This window comes from Flagellimonas flava (assembly GCF_900129665.1).
Taxonomy (GTDB): Bacteria; Bacteroidota; Bacteroidia; order Flavobacteriales; family Flavobacteriaceae; genus Flagellimonas; species Flagellimonas flava.
In genome coordinates this window covers 1-16,545 of record NZ_FQWL01000009.1, presented here as the reverse complement: position 1 = coordinate 16,545, position 16,545 = coordinate 1, and the positions used below count along the sequence as shown (strand labels likewise).

Sequence of the window (16,545 nt, the reverse complement as noted above, 5' to 3'; positions counted from 1 at the left end):
TTTAAGCTCTTAAAATATCCTTATATCGGTCTTTATACCCTAAAAGAACCACAATATTTAGAACTAGCAATATCAAAGCCCCTTGGATATCACTGGGAGCCAAGGTTGCATGAAATAAAACGGCATTCACCGAAATACTCATAAGAATCAAGGCCATCAACGACCCGTATTTGTTCAGGATAAATGCAATCCCTGCTAAAATTTCGATAATCCCAACAATTTTTAGAACATGGGTGGGGCCTACGCCAACAAAGTAGTTGACAGCGGCTTCTGGCATTTCCCCAAACTCAAGAAATCCAAAGAACTTATTCAATCCGAAAAACAGAACAAACAGTCCTAACAGGATACGGGCAACCAGAAAAACTTTTGAATTCATAAAGCTATTTTTATTGGTTAAGCAATAAAAATAGCTAAAAATTACGAATATGTTAAAATATATAGCTTAAATCTGTTGTATTGCAAACATGTGATTAAAACGACTTGAGCAAACCTCCATCAATGGGAATGTTTGTGCCCGTTATATATGCTGCTTGATCAGAGGCAAGAAAAGTAACCAAATAACCATATTCAGCTGGGTCCCCAATACGATTTAAGGGCACCCGGGATTCCATGTCGGATCTAACCTCTGAAACCGGAATCCCAAGTTTTTCCGATTTTTTGGCATTGAGTTGGGCAATTCTGTCAGTATCAAAATAACCAGTGAGAACATTGTTTACCGTTATCTTCTCCTTGCCCACATCAAAGGCCAGACTTTTTGCCCAGGTGACGACCGCCGCCCTAATGGAATTGGAAAGGGCCAAGTAATTCAAAGGCTCCTTTACCGAGACAGAGGCCACATTGATTATACGGCCCCATTGTTTTTGTTGCATTCCCTTTAACGCCAATTCTGTGGTAAATACTACTGACTTAAACAGTAAGTCAAAAGCTTCTTGATAATCACTTACAGACTTTTCCAAGGGTCCACCAGCTTTGGGACCTTGGGTGTTGTTGATCAGGATATCAACTGTATTGGTATCAAAAAAGCCTGCAATGGTGCTCTTAAAGGCCTCAAAATTGGAAAAATCCACAGCCAAGTACTGGTGTTGTTGCCCTTGACTGGTATCCAATTCCTTTATTATTTGTTGCATTTGGGAGACGTTCCGTGCCATTAAAACAACACTGGCCCCGCTGTTGGCCAATTGTCTGGCAATGGCTTCTCCAATTCCTTTGCTACTTCCCCCAATTAAGGCTCTTTTTCCAGATAAAGATATATTCATGCTTATTTGTATTCTTCCCTTACGGGGCTAAAGACATCCATTAATTTACAGGCTGTAATCGCCTTGCCCCCATGGGAGATTTGCGATGGGATGACGATTACGTCCCCAGATGTGCAAATTGAGGTCTTACCATCCACGGTAAATTCGAATTCTCCCTCAAGCACGTGCATGATCTGCTCGTGAACATGTTGATGTTTAGGTACTTCAGCTCCGGGCTCAACCTCCCAAAATGCCCAGCTCATAGCACTTCCATGAACCATTTTTCCATGGTATCCGGGCATAATCTCCTTGGACGGGATGTCTGATAGATTCATCGGTTTAATTTTTAGCCAAGATAGAAATAATAAGATCAAATGTTGTTTGCAATACCTTAGCCTTTGGCTATTTTTGAGGGATAATCTGAACCCATGACCATTCACTTTATAGCCATTGGAGGCAGCGCCATGCATAATTTGGCCCTAGCCTTGGCACACAAAGGATACAGCATAACCGGTAGTGATGATGTAATTTTTGAACCTTCCAAAAGTCGACTCGAGGCCAAAGGACTACTACCATCTGAGTTCGGCTGGTTTCCCGAGAAAATCCATAACGAATTGGATGCGGTGGTATTGGGCATGCATGCTAAGGCCGACAATCCAGAATTGCTGAAAGCACAGGAAATTGGAGTCAAAATCTATTCTTATCCTGAATTTCTCTACGAGCAGAGCAAACACAAAACACGTGTTGTTATTGGCGGAAGCCACGGAAAAACAACAATTACTTCCATGATTTTACATGTGTTGAATTATCATGACATTGCCGTGGATTATATGGTAGGGGCTCAGTTGGATGGGTTTGATAGGATGGTACACCTCACGGAACATAATGATTTTATCGTGTTGGAGGGTGATGAGTACCTCTCTTCTCCTATAGACCGAAGGCCCAAATTTCATTTGTACCAACCAAACATTGCCTTACTGAGCGGGATTGCTTGGGACCATATCAATGTATTCCCAACGTTTGAAAATTACGAGGAACAGTTCCAGATTTTTGTAGATGGCATTGTAACCGGGGGAAGCATCACTTATAATGAAGAGGATGAGGCGGTGAAGAGGGTAGTGGAGGCCACGGAAAATACCATCAGGAAATTCGCATACCGCACACCGGACTACCATGTTAAGGATGGAACAACACTTCTTGATACTCCGGAAGGCGAAATGCCCATCGAAATATTTGGAAAACACAATTTGAACAATCTTGCCGGTGCCAAATGGATTCTTCAGCAAATGGGTGTTGATGAGGAAGACTTTTACGAGGCGATATCTTCTTTTAAGGGAGCCTCAAAGCGCATGGAGAAAATAGCCGAAGGCCCTGACAAAGTAGCTTTCAAAGATTTTGCGCATTCGCCAAGTAAGGTTAAGGCCACAACTGAGGCGGTTAAGGAACAATTTCCCAAGCGGAAACTTATTGCCTGTTTGGAACTGCACACCTATAGCAGTCTCAATGCTGAGTTTCTGGGCGAATATAAAGGTGCCTTGGATGCCGCGGATGAGGCTGTGGTTTTCTTTTCGCCAAAGGCGGTTAAGATCAAGCAATTGAAAGAGGTCACTACTGACCAAATCTATAAGGCTTTGAATCGCAAGGATGTGACTATCTATACTGAGCCTGAAGAATTCAAAAATTACCTTTTTAAGCGTAATTTTGATGATTGCGCACTTTTGCTCATGAGTTCCGGTAATTATGGCGGTTTGGATTTTGATCAGGTAAAACAACTTTTCAAGTAGACACGAGGTAATTTTGTCAGTATTGGGGTTCTCGGAACAGTTGTTGACCTGTAAACCGCATGAAATCTTCAGTACATAGCTCTTTTAGAACTATAAAAAAGAGAATAAGGCGCATACTTTCCGTGTTCCTATCTGCTTATATGCTGGGAATATCCAACGTGGTTTTGGAGGAGGATCGGATGATCAATGATACTGGAGTGAAGACTGAGCAGCGGGAAGTCCAAGATGAAGATGATGCACACTAATATGCTATGCCCCGAACTGGCGAAAATGATGGTCTAGATGTTTGTATTGCATCTGTCCCCATTGGTCATAGGTGAATTTGCCGAAAGCAGGATGCGGTTCCCAAACCTTTTGCTCCTTTTTGGAGTGAAATTCATTAACCAACCCTTCCAACGTCCTTTTTTCAGAGGCAAACTCCTTTTCATCTGTTACTTTAAAACCCTTTGCAGTGGGTAGGTTGGGTTTCCACGGTTTATCGTCATACATGCTCTTTTTAAAACTTTTGAACAGAAGCTTCATTATGGGGTTTGGCTTTGCCATGTTATGTTTGCCCAAGGCCAAGAGCAGGGGGAATTGGCAATGGTGCAGCATTTGCCCTATTTCCATCTTTCCCCATTCCCGTTTCGAACTTTCCGAGAGTTGACCTAATCTTTGCAAAATTTCGGAATGGGTTTGCGAATCAAAAAGGGATTTCATTACTTCGGTTTTGTTCTAAATTTACAAACTTATTCCCCTATCTTTAAGTTATGCAAGAAAAAACCGCTTCCTTTTCCATTAAGCATTGGGCCGATGATGACAAACCCAGAGAAAAGTTGGTGAGCAAGGGCAGAACCGTTCTTTCCGACGCCGAACTTATTGCCATTCTTATTGGTTCTGGAAACAGAAAAGAGAGCGCCGTGGGCCTGTCCAAGCGTATTTTGGCAACTGTGAACCACAATTTAAACGAGCTTGGTAAGCTATCGGTAAATCAACTTAAACAATTCGATGGCATTGGAGATGCCAAGGCCATTACCATAGCTGCAGCGCTGGAGGTGGGTAGGAGAAGACGAGGTGAGAATCGGTATGCCATAAGCAAAATTAGCAGTAGTAAGGATGCCTTTGAAATTTTATATCCGGTTCTTGGAGAGTTGGAGCATGAGGAATTTTGGATCGTGTACCTCAACAATTCGAACAAGGTCATTCATAAATCTTTGATGAGTAAGGGAGGTATTACCGGTACCTTGGTTGATGTGAGACTGGTATTGAAGCAAGCTTTGGAACTGGGTGCGGTGGGGATAATCCTTGCGCACAACCATCCCTCGGGAGGGTTGCGGCCCAGCGGAGCGGATAAGCATATCACCCAAAAACTGCAGAAGGCCGCCGAAGCTCTGGATATAAAGGTCCTAGACCATCTTATTTTAACAGACCATACCTATCTAAGTTTTGCAGATGAGGGCATTTTATAAGAAAGGACAAGGATGCTACTGATATATACCCACAAAATTACCAACCGACTTACCTATACGACCAGACAGCTTTTTGAACGTATATTGGGAATAGATATCAGTTTTACCACCAAGGTTGAGGATTTCATTAAACATACAGGTCCCAAGTTGACCTACTCGAAACAACCCTTACAAAATGAATTTTTTATCCGAAGTAACGACTTGCTTTTTGAACAAGGTATCAATGATTTTGATATTAGAGTGGAGGATTGGGAAGGAATTCCATGTTTTTTTCCGACAGGAGAAAAAAGCTCAATTCCGTACGATGTTTTTTCGGCAAGCTTCTTTCTTTTAAGTCGCTATGAAGAGTATTTGCCTCATGTTAAGGATAGTGTGGGCCGTTTTCCCGCCAAGGAGAGTATAGCCTATTTAAATAAATTTTTGGAACTCCCTGTGGTGGATTTATGGGCCTATAAATTGTTGTTGACCTTGAAGGAACGGTTTCCTGACATCAAGAATTCGAGTCGAGACTATTCCTGTACCCCAATCATTAACGTTACTACATCGCATGCGCATGCGCATAGGGGTTTTATTAGAAGTCTGGGTGGATTTCTTATGGATTTAGGGGGTTTTAGGTTAAGAAATATTGGTAGGCGGATTGCAGTACTTTTGGGAATTAAGAAGGATCCTTATGACAACTTTGACGCTTTGGTGGATATCCATAAAAAATTTCCGGTGAAGAGCATGTTTTTTTTCCAGTTTGCCAAATATTCCGCTCATGATAAAAACATATCGCCAAACAACAATAAATTCCGATATCTAATAAAGTCGGTAGCAGATTATAGCGTTGTTTCCTTGAGTACTTCTTTTTTGTCATCAACGGATAAATATGTGCTCAAAGAAGAAAAACAACAACTGGCCAATCTTATAAATAGGCCCATTAACTATGCTAGACTACGGTACAATCGGGTTAATGTTCCAATGACTTATCGAACTTTGATTGAAACCGAATTCACAGATGATTTTTCCATGGGATATACCCATGAAATTGGTTTTAGGGCAGGAACCTGCACACCCTTCCATTTCTATGATATCAACACGGAGGTAAAACAACCCTTAAAGGTGCATCCATTTGCCGTTCACGATTACGCACTGCTTAAGTACCAAAAAAAAGAAGAGATTTTCAACAAAATAGATGTGATCTATAGACAAGTTAAAGAGGTTCATGGTGATTTTGTTTTGGTTTTTTCCAACGAATTGCTTGGAGGTGACCACAAGATTGACTGGATGGACCTTTACCAAGCTTCATTAAGGAGGTATTATGTTTAGAGACCGGATTACGGACATTTTCTTTGATTTGGACCATACCTTGTGGGATTTTGAAAAAAACTCTGCCCTGACATTCAAAAAAATCCTGACTGAAAACAAGGTCAATGTTGATCTCGAGGATTTTCTTCAGACTTACGTTCCCATTAATTTAGAATTTTGGAAACTGTACAGAGAAGATCGAATTAGTAAATCAGATCTCCGCTATCAAAGACTGAAAAAAACCTTTGATTCCATTGGGGCAAAGGTTTCTGATGACCTAATTGACCTTTTGGCAGTTGAATATATAGCCAATCTCTCTTCCTTTACCCACCTATTTCCCAATACCACTGATGTTTTGAACTATTTGTCCCCAAAATATAGGCTGCACATTATCACAAATGGATTTCAGGAAATACAAGATAAAAAATTGAAGGGAGCCAATATCTTCAATTACTTTGATGTAATTATCAATTCTGAAATGGCGGGGGTAAAAAAACCACATCCCCAAATTTTTAAACTTGCCCTAGAAACAGCCAAGGTTGCCCCAAAAAATTCCTTGATGATCGGTGATAACCTAGAAGCTGACATTTTGGGTGCAAAAGCGGTTGGATTCCAAACACTTCATTTTAACGCACATAGTGAACCTCCACATGAGATTTGTAAAATGATTAACTCTTTGGTTGAAATAAAAAACATTTTATAGAGTTATAGTAGGGTACAGCTTAGCCCCATTGTTTTAGTATAAAATTGCTTTAGAACCTATGAAAGGACTGCTTTTTCGCTGTATAATGGCGTTCACACTTGTATTGACTACTTTTTCCTGCTCGGAAGAACAGGATTTTAACCAATTTGATGACCTAAGTATTATCCCTACGGTTGCCTCTAGCATTTTATTGGTTGAATCTGATGAAGAGTTCATCAACACCGTGTCCACTTTTGGGGCATTTTATTCTCAAACTTTCAACTTTGACCCTTTTAACGAACAGTTTGTTGCAGAACGTCTGTTGGAAGGCGTAATACAATATGAAATTGAGAACACCACAAGTAAAGAGCTCAATTTTAGTGTTGAGTTTTTAAGTGAACAAGGAGATGCACTGGCAATCGATACTTTTAACATAGAACCTGACCCTGCACCTCTTGTAACCTTGGATGTTGTCTACGGGCCGGGTGGAAGAAATATAGATATATTAAGAAATACCAGTGCTCTAAGGGTAACGGCCCAAAACCTCGGTGATGATACCAGTACTTCGACCTCACCAGACCCAAAAGTAACATTAAGGTCCTCTGGCGACTTCCTATTCCGTTTAAAATGAGATTGAAGTCCGTATTATTTCTGGCCGTGGTCTATGGCACGGTTTCATTATCTGCGCAAAACAAGCAATTGTTATACGACTTTTATGAAATACCTCAATCTCTAATGGTCAATCCTGGAGTTAAAGCTTCAGAGAAATGGCATGTTGGCGTACCTGGAATTTCGGGATTGTATTTTCAGGCTGGTACTAGCGGGGTTACGGTAAATGATTTATTTGCCAATGATGGAGTGGATTTCACAACAAAAGTCAGGGAACGGGTTGTTGACGGAATGAGCAAACGCGATGACTTTAGCGTAACAAATCAGGTAGAAGCCTTTACTATTGGATTTAGGAGCAGAAATAGACCGGATGAATACTATTCAATGGGCATGTACGTTGAAACCGATGTTATTGTGTATTGGCCCAAAGATTTGGCAATTCTTGCATTTGAGGGAAACGGAGGAGCAAATATTGGAAGAAGTTTTGACTTAGGAGATTTAAGTCTTCGGGGAGAGATGGTTAATGTTTTTCATTTTGGAATCAACAGAAAAATAAACAATGCCCTAAGAGTAGGGGCCAGGGCCAAAGTTTACTCCAGCATTTTTCAATTTCAATCCAAAGCAAATAGAGGTGCATTCTCAACTACACAAGGACAGGACAACATTTATAGAACTTCAATAACGGCTGATTTGCAGTTACAAACTTCAGGAGTTGAAGGGTTTTTAGACGTTTTGGACGAGGACTCTACCGGAACAGCTGGTGATTTGGTTAATTTATTTAGTAAGAGAGCGCTTTTTGGAGGGAATCTTGGACTGGGTTTCGATGCTGGCTTTACTTACCAACTCAATCCACAGACAACGATTACGGGAAGTGTTTTGGACATTGGTTTCGTTTACAATTCTAAGGATATAATGAATTACACCCTTAAAGGCAGCGTGTCCAACGAAGGACTAACGGTAATTCTACCAGAAGATATTACAAATTTGAACAATGACCTCTGGCAGGATTTGGTAGATGAGATTGAAGCGGCCGTACCATTTGAAGAAAACGAATCAGGATATATTTCGTTTAGACCGGTCAAGGCCTATGGTTCGGTTCGTTATGACTTTGGACAGGCGGAGTCCACCTATAGCAGGGATTGCGGATGTGCGATAGCAGTTCAAGAAAACAGAAATAGCGATTTGTACAGAAACAGTATCGGCGGGCAGCTTTTTATGATGAAAAGACCAAGGGGAGTTCAGGCAGCACTCACAGGATTTTATCAAAGGAGATTTGGCAGAACTTTGGCGGTAAAGACAACCTACACTGTGGATAAATATTCATTGACGAATATTGGCCTAGGTTTAAATCTACAAGCAGGGCCTATCAACTTTTACATTATGGGAGATAACCTGTTGGCCTACAGAAACGTAGCTGATAGCCATTACGCTTCTTTACAATTTGGATTTAATATTATATCTTGGAACGATAATTGATTACTTGTTCCATATGAGACCTCAATCGTTATTTTTATTGGTATTTCTATTAGGATTTGGTGTTGTTGCAAATGCGCAATTGAACAACTATAAATATATCATAGTACCCAAAAAGTTCAAGGACTATAATGTTGAAAACAAGCATCAGACCAGTACAAATCTTAAATTTCTTTTGGTGAAAAACGGGTTTAATGTCGTTTATAATGATAGACTTCCAGAAGATTTGGCAGATAATCGGTGCTTAGGTCTTTTAGCAGACCTACAAGATGATTCGAGTATGTTTACTACGAAATTGACGGTAGTGCTTAGGGACTGCAAAGGGGTAGAGATTTTCAGGTCAAGGGAAGGGCGAAGTAAAACGAAGGAATACAAAGTTTCCTACAGGGAGGCACTAATGGAAGCGGGCACATCATTTGAAGGTTTGAATTACGAATATACGCCCAAACAGGAGCGTGCTGAAAAAGAAACTGCTGCCGAAAAGCCCATTGTGGTAAGTTTTAAGAATGATGTTAAAAGCGTGGAAGACACGGTAAAACAGTCAGTGGTTAAACAAGTGGCAACGCCGGAGGAGCAGAGCTTTGAGAGCAAGGAACCCAAAACATCAAGTTTTAAAAAGGCGGTGACAGCCGAGAAGGCTCCTGAAGCAATTGAGCTGCTTTATGCCCAACCCACGGAAACTGGCTATCAATTGGTGGACAGTTCTCCCAAAGTGATTCTTAAATTGATCAAGACCTCTGTGGACAATATTTTTCTAGTGGATGACGAAGTGAAAAACGGAATGGTCTACAAAAAAGGGGAGAAATGGTACTTGGAGTACGCCGAAGGTAGTGGTAAAAAACTTGAAGAACTACATATCAAGTTCTAGTATTCATATTTTCCCTTCCAACGTTTTTTTAGAAAATCGCGCATGGCTTTCTCTCTAGGGTTCTCACCGGGTTCGTAGAAAACGGTCCCAGAGATTTCTTCAGGAAGAAATTCAAAGTCCACAAAATTGTTCTTATGGTCGTGGGCATAATCATAACCTTTTCCATAGCCTAAGTCTTTCATCAACTTTGTGGGGGCGTTCCTAATTGGCAGGGGCACGGGTAGGTCACCGGTTTCCTTTACTTTTTGTTGGGCTTGTTTAATGGCAGCGTAACTGGCGTTACTTTTGGCAGAAGTGGCCAAGTAGGTGGCGCACTGACTGAGAATAATCCTTGCTTCGGGATAGCCAATCGTGTTTACGGCTTGGAACGTTGAATTGGCCATTACCAATGCAGTAGGATTTGCATTTCCGATATCTTCAGAGGCAAGTATCACCATTCTCCTGGCAATAAACTTAACATCTTCACCTCCCTCAATCATGCGTGCTAGCCAATAAACCGCTGCATTTGGGTCACTGCCCCTAACAGATTTGATAAATGCAGAGATGATATCATAGTGCTGTTCTCCTGTCTTATCGTACAAAACGGTGTTTTTCTGCACCTTGTTCATTACCAATTCATTGGTAACCGTTATGGATTCGCCAACCTCTGAGTTTACGATAAGTTCAAAAATATTAAGCAACTTTCTCCCGTCACCGCCAGATAATCGCAAAAGCGCCTCGGTTTCCTTTAGAACAATTTTTTTAGATTTTAAGATGGTGTCGGTAGTTATTGCCCTATTTAAGAGAGCCTCCAAATCTTCCTTGCCAAATGGGTTTAAGACATAGACTTGGCATCTTGACAAAAGTGCGGGAATAACCTCAAAACTTGGATTTTCTGTGGTAGCTCCGATAAGGGTGACCCAACCCTTTTCTACGGCACCAAGCAAGGAATCTTGTTGTGATTTACTAAAACGATGGATTTCGTCTATAAACAAAATGGGATTTTTGGCTGTGAACAGTCCTCCACCTTGCTTTGCTTTGTCAATTACTTCCCTAACGTCTTTTACTCCGCTGCTGATAGCGCTTAAGGTATAAAAGGGCCTTTCACTCTCGTGGGCAATGATGTTGGCTAAAGTGGTTTTTCCGGTACCTGGAGGCCCCCAAAAAATCAGAGAGGGAATGATGCCGTTCTTAATCTGATGTGTCAACGAGCCATCCGCCCCCACCAAATGGTTTTGACTGATATAATCTTCTAGGGTTTTGGGGCGTACTCGCTCTGCCAACGGTTCATTCATAGCGATAAAAATAATACATTTTACAGCGTGAAAGATTGGAAGGGACAAGCTGTGTTTTGAAAGTTTTCCAATGATTACCTGACAATTTGTGTAATTTCAAGGTTATGGATGGATAATTGTTATTGGAAAGGCAATGAAGCCAAAAGATAGTTTTCAGTTTTCGGGTAGTGTCCTGCTGGCACCGTTGGCGGCCATACTTGCTATATGGACCGTTTTTTGGGTAGAGGTACAGTTCGGTATCAATTTTAATGACTTTGGAATTTATCCGAGGAAATTGACTGGGTTACGGGGTGTACTTTTTAGTCCGTTTATCCATGGATCCGTTGAACATTTGTACAATAATACCATTCCATTAGCGGTTCTAACTGCCTTTTTGGTGTATTTCTATAGGGAGATCGCCCTTCGCACCTTGGTTCTAGGCGTGCTACTTTCAGGAATATTGACTTGGTTGATTGGTAGGCCCTCCTATCATATTGGGGCCAGTGGACTTATTTATGTACTGGCAAGTTTCATTTTCTTTAAGGGTGTTTTTGCAAAACATTTTAGACTTGTGGCGCTTTCCCTAGTGGTTGTTTTTATTTACGGAAGTATGATATGGTACATTTTTCCCGTTAAGGATGGTATATCTTGGGAAGGCCACTTATCTGGATTTATTACAGGTTTGTTCCTCGCTTTAATTACAAAGGTGAAAGTGCCTGAGGTAAAGAAGTACGAATGGGAAAAAGAAGGTTTTAATGAGGAGGAAGACCCCTTTTTAAGGCATTTTGATGAACATGGAAATTTTATTGAGTCACAACCCGAGGAAAAGACGGTTGCGGATGATTCGATCAAGATCACCTATCATTATAAAAAGAAAAGAGAGAACTGAAGATTATTTACTTCGTTGTCTAACTACTTCATAAAGGAAGACTCCGCATGCCACGGATACATTTAGCGACCCAATTTTGCCCAATAGGGGAAGCTTGGCCTTGTAATCTACCATTTTAAGGACGGATGGGGAAATGCCCCTGTCTTCCGCTCCCATGACCACAGCACAGGGTCCTTTAAAATCGATGGAATAGATATGTTTTTCTGTTTTTTCGGTAGCTCCAACCACGGTTACTCCCGATGATTGAAGGTAGAATATGGCATCTTTTAGATGGTCAACCTTGGCTACGGGAACATTAAAAACCGCACCGGCAGAAGTTTTAACGGTATCGTCAGTAATTGGTGCAGCACCGCTTTTGGGCACTATAATGCCATCGACACCGCAGCATTCAGCAGTTCTTATGATAGCTCCAAAATTTCTAACATCTGAAACTTGGTCCAACAATAGAAAAAAAGGTGAGTTGTTTTTTGCAACAATGTTTTCCACTAAAACTTCAAAATCATGAAATTCAACCGGGGAAATCTGGGCGACAGCACCTTGATGATTGTTTTTGGTCAACCGATTCAGCTTTTCCACAGGTACGTAGGAAGAGCTTATCCCTTGCTTTCGAATCAGACTTTCCAGTTCACGAAACAGGTCTCCGCTAAGGCCTTTTTGTAGAAATATCTTATTGATGGGCTGAGAGGCGTCAATAGCCTCTATAATGGCCCGAATTCCGTATATCTGTTTACTCATTTGGCTGTGGTCATGGGGTTAAATGGAATCATGATGCTAATTTGTGCACCAGGACCGCACCGTCGTTAACTGCTGTTATCAAATACTTTTCTCCTTTCGAATTCTCTATGATTTCAATGCTCTTTACATTGCCGTTAAGGAACAGTCCGGATTCTTGATGGGATAGGGCAGTGTACCCGTCCTTTCCGTTGGAAAGTAGTATTTGTCCCGAAATGGCATCCAAACGGGGGGTTTCAACTTCTGTTTCATAAATATTACCGGCGGCAATGATGTCCTCATAACCATCTTTGTTAATGTCAACCATTACACAATCCAATAATGGGAAGAATTGACTTTCCACGGGCAATATACTCTTTTCGAAACTCCCGTCACCCTTGTTAATCAGCAAAACAGAGTTGAATTCAGTTACGCTACTTTCATAGGAGGAGTTCAATTTATCTCCATAAATATCTACCAAACTGGCATTGGCAAATTCACTATAAGTGCCAAATTTTTCCTTGATAAAAGGCATTTGTTGCGAAGAACACTCGCGTCCTCTAACTGGTACATAGGTGCCATTGTACTTTTTACTGAGTACAATATCATTTGTTCCGTTTTCGTCAAAATCCGTGGCATAGACCTTAAAGGGCTTTTGCGGTGAGGCTTTAAATTTGATGTTAAGTCCAGCGTTGCCAACAACATAGTCTTTCAGGCCATCATTATTGATGTCCGTTTCATGGATGGAGAACCACCAACCTTTTTCCCTAAGCACGGAATCTTTTTCGTCAATATTCTGAAATATTCCCTTCTGGTTAATAAAGACTCCAATGCCCGTCCATTCGCCAACTACGATAAAATCCATCCAACCATCGTTGTTGACATCAGTGATTTGAATATCGTTAACAATTCCGAAGGAATGCAGTTGCGGTGCAATTTTCTGGGTAACATCGATAAGCTCCCCATCTGCGTTTTCATAAATTGTAGAAGATTGTGGATTTGGATACATTTTGGGAACCACCCGATTGCCCACTAGAATATCTTGATCACCGTCTTGGTCGAAATCAATGAAACTTACGGCCTTTCCGTTTTTTGGATAAGATCTGAGGGCATCAATCTCCAATTTGGTATATACGCCACTTCCGTTGTTCAGGTAGATTCTGTCCGTGTGATAGGATGAAAACTCGTCAAACTCATTACCGCCGCTGACAATATAAAGATCTAAATCATTATCTCCGTCGAAATCAAAGAAAGAGGACTCCATATCTTCAAACTGTGCATCATTGGCAAGGGCAGGGGAGTCCAATTTGGTAAATCCTTTATTGGATTGTATATAAAGCTGTCCGGCCTGACCTGATGCCCCTCCTATATGCAAATCCATCAGGCCATCATTATTAATGTCCCCCTTTGAGACAAACGGTCCTAGATTTGACTGTTTGTAGGGCAGCAAAATCTCCTTTTCAAAATCATCAAAAGGATTTTCGTTGTGCACAAAGTCCAATCCCAAGTTTTTTGCATTAACTGGAACAAAAGGATTCTTCGAGGTTCTTTTTGGAGCAATCTGCTTGGCGTCTTTGATATTGAATACAACTGTTGTGTTGCTTGGAACATTGAATTTCCGCTCCATTTTACCCGACTTCCAAAAAACCGTTACCGTATCGATGGTCTGGTGTCCACCGACTCCAAAAAATGCATTGTTCTCTTGGGAAGACCTATAGCCTCGAACACGTTTGATCTCTACAGTTTGCGAGGACCCTTGAACTTTGATGTCCACTCTGGCAAATTCTTCTGAGGAATTGCCGTTGGTGATTACCTTTAAATAGTTTCCTTTTTGTTCCTCTATGGCCATGTTTTGATACAGAAAGGCCTGATCATCCATATTGTTGATGACAAGATCTAAATCTCCGTCATTGTCTAAATCCCCACTTACCGCCCCGTTACTAAAGGAAAAGTCGTCTAACCCCCATGCGGCGGATACATTTTCGTATTTAAGAGCAGATGTTCTTTTGTACATGATGTTGGGCAACTTTTCGGAAGGCATGGAGCTGTATAAACTTTCTTTGACCTCCAACGGCACATTTTGACCATATTTTTGACGGGCTTCGAACACCTTTCGCTGTAGGTCATTATCCAGTGCGTAACGTCTATATCCATTGGTGATATGGATTTCCTTGTGTCCGTCCAAATCAAAATCGTTCATAAGCACGGACCAGCTCCAATCCGTATTGGCTACCCCGGAAAGTTGGGAGATGTTGGTGAATTTTTGATTTCCAAGGTTTTTCTGCAAGGAATTATACATGTATTGGTACTGGAAATCCGCTTTATTGACCAAATAATCAAATCTACCCGTGCTCATGGAGGCCATTAGGGTTTTTGATCGTACATGGTCGTTCGCCGCCATATCCAGAACAAAGATATCCTGAAGGTTGTCGTTGTCCAGATCGGCTATGTCCATTCCCATCCCATAAAAGGAAATCTGATTGGTGGTTTCCTTGATTTGATCTTTAAAAGTGCCATCACCGTTGTTGATGTACATCGCATCTGGTAGGTAGTAATCACTGGCAAGGTACATGTCCATCCATCCATCCTCGTTTATATCAGAAATGGCCAATCCCAAGCCAAAAATGGGCTTTTCTATTCCCACCTCTTTGGTAATATCGGTGAATCTTCCCCCATCATTCCGATAAAAATGGGATGAATTAAAATATGCGCTCCCTGGATTGGCCTTTATATAACGCTCAAGGCGAATGGGGTCAAAACCGTAGAGCTCATTTTCATTCATGACCACACAATCCAAGTCACCGTCCTTGTCAAAATCGAAAAAAGCGGATTGGGTACTAATGCCTACGTCTGCAAGCCCGTAATCCTCGGCACTTTCCAAAAAGGTTTCATTCTTTTGATTGATAAGGAGCAAATTTTTACGTTGTTCCCGGTTTTTAGGTCCTCCTTGGGAAATATAGATGTCCATCCACCCGTCATTGTTCACGTCGGCAAAAGTGACTCCGTTGGACCAATGTTTAAGTGTATTTACTCCGGAAGTTGAAGTGATGTCCTTAAACTTTAGTCCTCCTTCATTAATATAGATTCGATTTGGTACTTGATTGCCACAGAAAACGAGATCTAGCAGGCCGTCATTATTAAGGTCTTCCAGTCCAACCCCGGCGCCATTATAGAAATAATCGTAATCAAAGAGATTCTCTAGTGTTGCAACATTATGTTGTATAGAATTTGAAAAGTCCAAACCAGTTTCAGAAGCATTCAGTTTTTGAAACAATGGTTTGTTTGAGTTGGAGGAAGTAATATCTGGGGTGTTGTCCTTAGTAGAAACCTCACCGCAGCCTATCAGCGTAGCGCAAAATAAGAGCAAAGAACTTTTTCTTAGCATCGAGAAAGCAAAATTAATTCAAAATAAAACATAATAATCTTACTTCAAAGGAAGTGTGATCAATGTAAGCACCTAGGCATAAGTCGTTTTGGGAACGGAAAACTAATTCAATTTGGGAAAATAATAGGGTAGTAAAGCGTTAAAAGTTTGGTGAAAAAAAAGGGCATCCAATTGGATGCCCTTTTCATATGCTGATTTAGTGTATTATTCACAAACCGCGATTCCAACAGGTCCAACAACTGGACCTAGGGCACCACCTGCATCAGCTGCAGCTTGGTTACCATTTGGATCTGCAATGTTATAAGAGTGCTCAGACTCGAACGCTCCAGGAACGTACTCAACGTCCAAGGAAGTTGCTCCTTCAGGAACAGTGAACTTGGCAGAACCGGAAGTTCCATTTCCTAAGGTGTACTCTTGAGCAGAACCACCATCAATGGAAACGGTGATTTTAGCTCCATCCCATCCGTCTCCAAAGCTATCGAAGAAGTTGATGGTGTATTCACCTGGGAATGGTGCATCTGCATTCAACAAAGTACAATCCAATACGATAACTTGAATAAAGTTCTCTGTACCGGGAGCGTTGGTTGTGATGATCCTGCCGTCGGCAGTTTCGATCTCAACACGCAAGTTAAATTCGTCGTTGACACCTAGATCACCGAATGTCAAGGCACCGCCCAACAACTCAGCAAGTGTACGAGTGAACTCTACTCTTCTGTAGGAGTTGGTCACCTCACCATCATCATCAGTTTCCTCAACAAGCTCCAAGCTGGAAATGTCATAGCTGATCAATTCAGCTTCAGCTTCTGAAAGGTCAGGATCGCCATCCTCAATAGTTCTATCAACAAACTCTCTGAAGATTCTCAAGGTGCTCAACAAATCCCCGTCAGTTCCGTCGTCAATTCTCAACTCAATGGACAGGTC

Annotated in this window: 17 protein-coding genes; 9 read left to right on the top strand and 8 right to left on the bottom strand. The window is 41.4% G+C overall.

Features of this window, described 5'->3' with window-relative positions:
- Nucleotide 1: 1 nt before the first annotated feature.
- From BUC10_RS16610 to BUC10_RS16600, 3 genes are all read right to left on the bottom strand, one after another.
- The gene (locus BUC10_RS16610) at nucleotides 2-376 is read right to left on the bottom strand and encodes a DoxX family membrane protein (RefSeq protein ID WP_073181757.1); all 375 of its coding nucleotides are present in this window, start codon (nucleotides 374-376) and stop codon (nucleotides 2-4) included.
- A gap of 94 nt (nucleotides 377-470) precedes the next feature.
- Nucleotides 471-1,256: an SDR family oxidoreductase gene (locus tag BUC10_RS16605; protein WP_073181755.1), complete on the bottom strand. Its 786-nt coding sequence runs from the start codon at nucleotides 1,254-1,256 to the stop codon at nucleotides 471-473.
- Between the two features lie 2 nt (nucleotides 1,257-1,258).
- Nucleotides 1,259-1,570, bottom strand: coding sequence for a cupin domain-containing protein (locus BUC10_RS16600; protein ID WP_073181752.1), 312 nt, complete (start codon nucleotides 1,568-1,570; stop codon nucleotides 1,259-1,261).
- 93 nt (nucleotides 1,571-1,663) lie between these two features.
- Here BUC10_RS16600 and BUC10_RS16595 point away from each other — a divergent pair, with 93 nt between their 5' ends.
- Nucleotides 1,664-3,019, top strand: a complete 1,356-nt coding sequence (locus BUC10_RS16595; RefSeq protein ID WP_073181750.1) for a UDP-N-acetylmuramate--L-alanine ligase — start codon at nucleotides 1,664-1,666, stop codon at nucleotides 3,017-3,019.
- A gap of 59 nt (nucleotides 3,020-3,078) precedes the next feature.
- Complete coding sequence (locus BUC10_RS17785; protein WP_131819096.1) at nucleotides 3,079-3,264, top strand: hypothetical protein; 186 nt, start codon at nucleotides 3,079-3,081, stop codon at nucleotides 3,262-3,264.
- 4 nt (nucleotides 3,265-3,268) lie between these two features.
- On the opposite strand, the gene BUC10_RS16590 is transcribed toward BUC10_RS17785, so the two are convergent.
- Nucleotides 3,269-3,718 (bottom strand): DUF1569 domain-containing protein, encoded by a 450-nt coding sequence (locus BUC10_RS16590; protein ID WP_073181747.1) that lies wholly within the window; start codon nucleotides 3,716-3,718, stop codon nucleotides 3,269-3,271.
- A 50-nt stretch (nucleotides 3,719-3,768) separates the two neighbouring features.
- On the opposite strand from BUC10_RS16590, the gene radC reads away from it, so the two are divergent.
- The 6 genes from radC to BUC10_RS16560 are packed head-to-tail and all read left to right on the top strand — an operon-like array spanning nucleotide 3,769 to nucleotide 9,386.
- On the top strand, nucleotides 3,769-4,467 hold the full coding sequence (radC, locus tag BUC10_RS16585) for a RadC family protein (RefSeq protein WP_073181745.1): 699 nt from the start codon (nucleotides 3,769-3,771) through the stop codon (nucleotides 4,465-4,467).
- A gap of 12 nt (nucleotides 4,468-4,479) precedes the next feature.
- Nucleotides 4,480-5,775, top strand: coding sequence for a polysaccharide deacetylase family protein (locus tag BUC10_RS16580; RefSeq protein ID WP_073181743.1), 1,296 nt, complete (start codon nucleotides 4,480-4,482; stop codon nucleotides 5,773-5,775).
- Nucleotides 5,768-6,457, top strand: a complete 690-nt coding sequence (locus BUC10_RS16575) for a YjjG family noncanonical pyrimidine nucleotidase (RefSeq protein WP_073181741.1) — start codon at nucleotides 5,768-5,770, stop codon at nucleotides 6,455-6,457. Before BUC10_RS16580 ends, BUC10_RS16575 begins: the two co-directional genes overlap by 8 nt.
- Before the next feature lie 58 nt (nucleotides 6,458-6,515).
- Nucleotides 6,516-7,067 (top strand): hypothetical protein, encoded by a 552-nt coding sequence (locus BUC10_RS16570; RefSeq protein WP_073181739.1) that lies wholly within the window; start codon nucleotides 6,516-6,518, stop codon nucleotides 7,065-7,067.
- On the top strand, nucleotides 7,064-8,521 hold the full coding sequence (locus BUC10_RS16565; RefSeq protein ID WP_073181737.1) for a DUF5723 family protein: 1,458 nt from the start codon (nucleotides 7,064-7,066) through the stop codon (nucleotides 8,519-8,521). The genes BUC10_RS16570 and BUC10_RS16565 overlap by 4 nt, the downstream gene beginning before the upstream one ends.
- Before the next feature lie 37 nt (nucleotides 8,522-8,558).
- Nucleotides 8,559-9,386, top strand: coding sequence for a hypothetical protein (locus BUC10_RS16560; RefSeq protein ID WP_131819095.1), 828 nt, complete (start codon nucleotides 8,559-8,561; stop codon nucleotides 9,384-9,386).
- Here the strand turns inward: BUC10_RS16560 and BUC10_RS16555 are convergent.
- Nucleotides 9,383-10,660: a replication-associated recombination protein A gene (locus BUC10_RS16555; protein ID WP_073181734.1), complete on the bottom strand. Its 1,278-nt coding sequence runs from the start codon at nucleotides 10,658-10,660 to the stop codon at nucleotides 9,383-9,385. The genes BUC10_RS16560 and BUC10_RS16555 overlap by 4 nt on opposite strands.
- A 133-nt stretch (nucleotides 10,661-10,793) precedes the next feature.
- On the opposite strand from BUC10_RS16555, the gene BUC10_RS16550 reads away from it, so the two are divergent.
- Nucleotides 10,794-11,528: a rhomboid family intramembrane serine protease gene (locus BUC10_RS16550; protein ID WP_073181732.1), complete on the top strand. Its 735-nt coding sequence runs from the start codon at nucleotides 10,794-10,796 to the stop codon at nucleotides 11,526-11,528.
- A 3-nt stretch (nucleotides 11,529-11,531) separates the two neighbouring features.
- Here BUC10_RS16550 and rlmB read toward each other — a convergent pair whose 3' ends face one another.
- The 3 genes from rlmB to BUC10_RS17900 all read right to left on the bottom strand — a co-directional run.
- A complete protein-coding gene (gene rlmB, locus BUC10_RS16545; RefSeq protein WP_073181730.1) occupies nucleotides 11,532-12,263 on the bottom strand; it encodes a 23S rRNA (guanosine(2251)-2'-O)-methyltransferase RlmB in 732 nt (243 codons plus the stop codon).
- A 28-nt stretch (nucleotides 12,264-12,291) separates the two neighbouring features.
- Nucleotides 12,292-15,624, bottom strand: coding sequence for a VCBS repeat-containing protein (locus BUC10_RS16540; protein ID WP_084732692.1), 3,333 nt, complete (start codon nucleotides 15,622-15,624; stop codon nucleotides 12,292-12,294).
- Between the two features lie 204 nt (nucleotides 15,625-15,828).
- Nucleotides 15,829-16,545: hypothetical protein (locus tag BUC10_RS17900; protein ID WP_073181728.1), on the bottom strand; the 717-nt coding region annotated here is incomplete at its 5' end.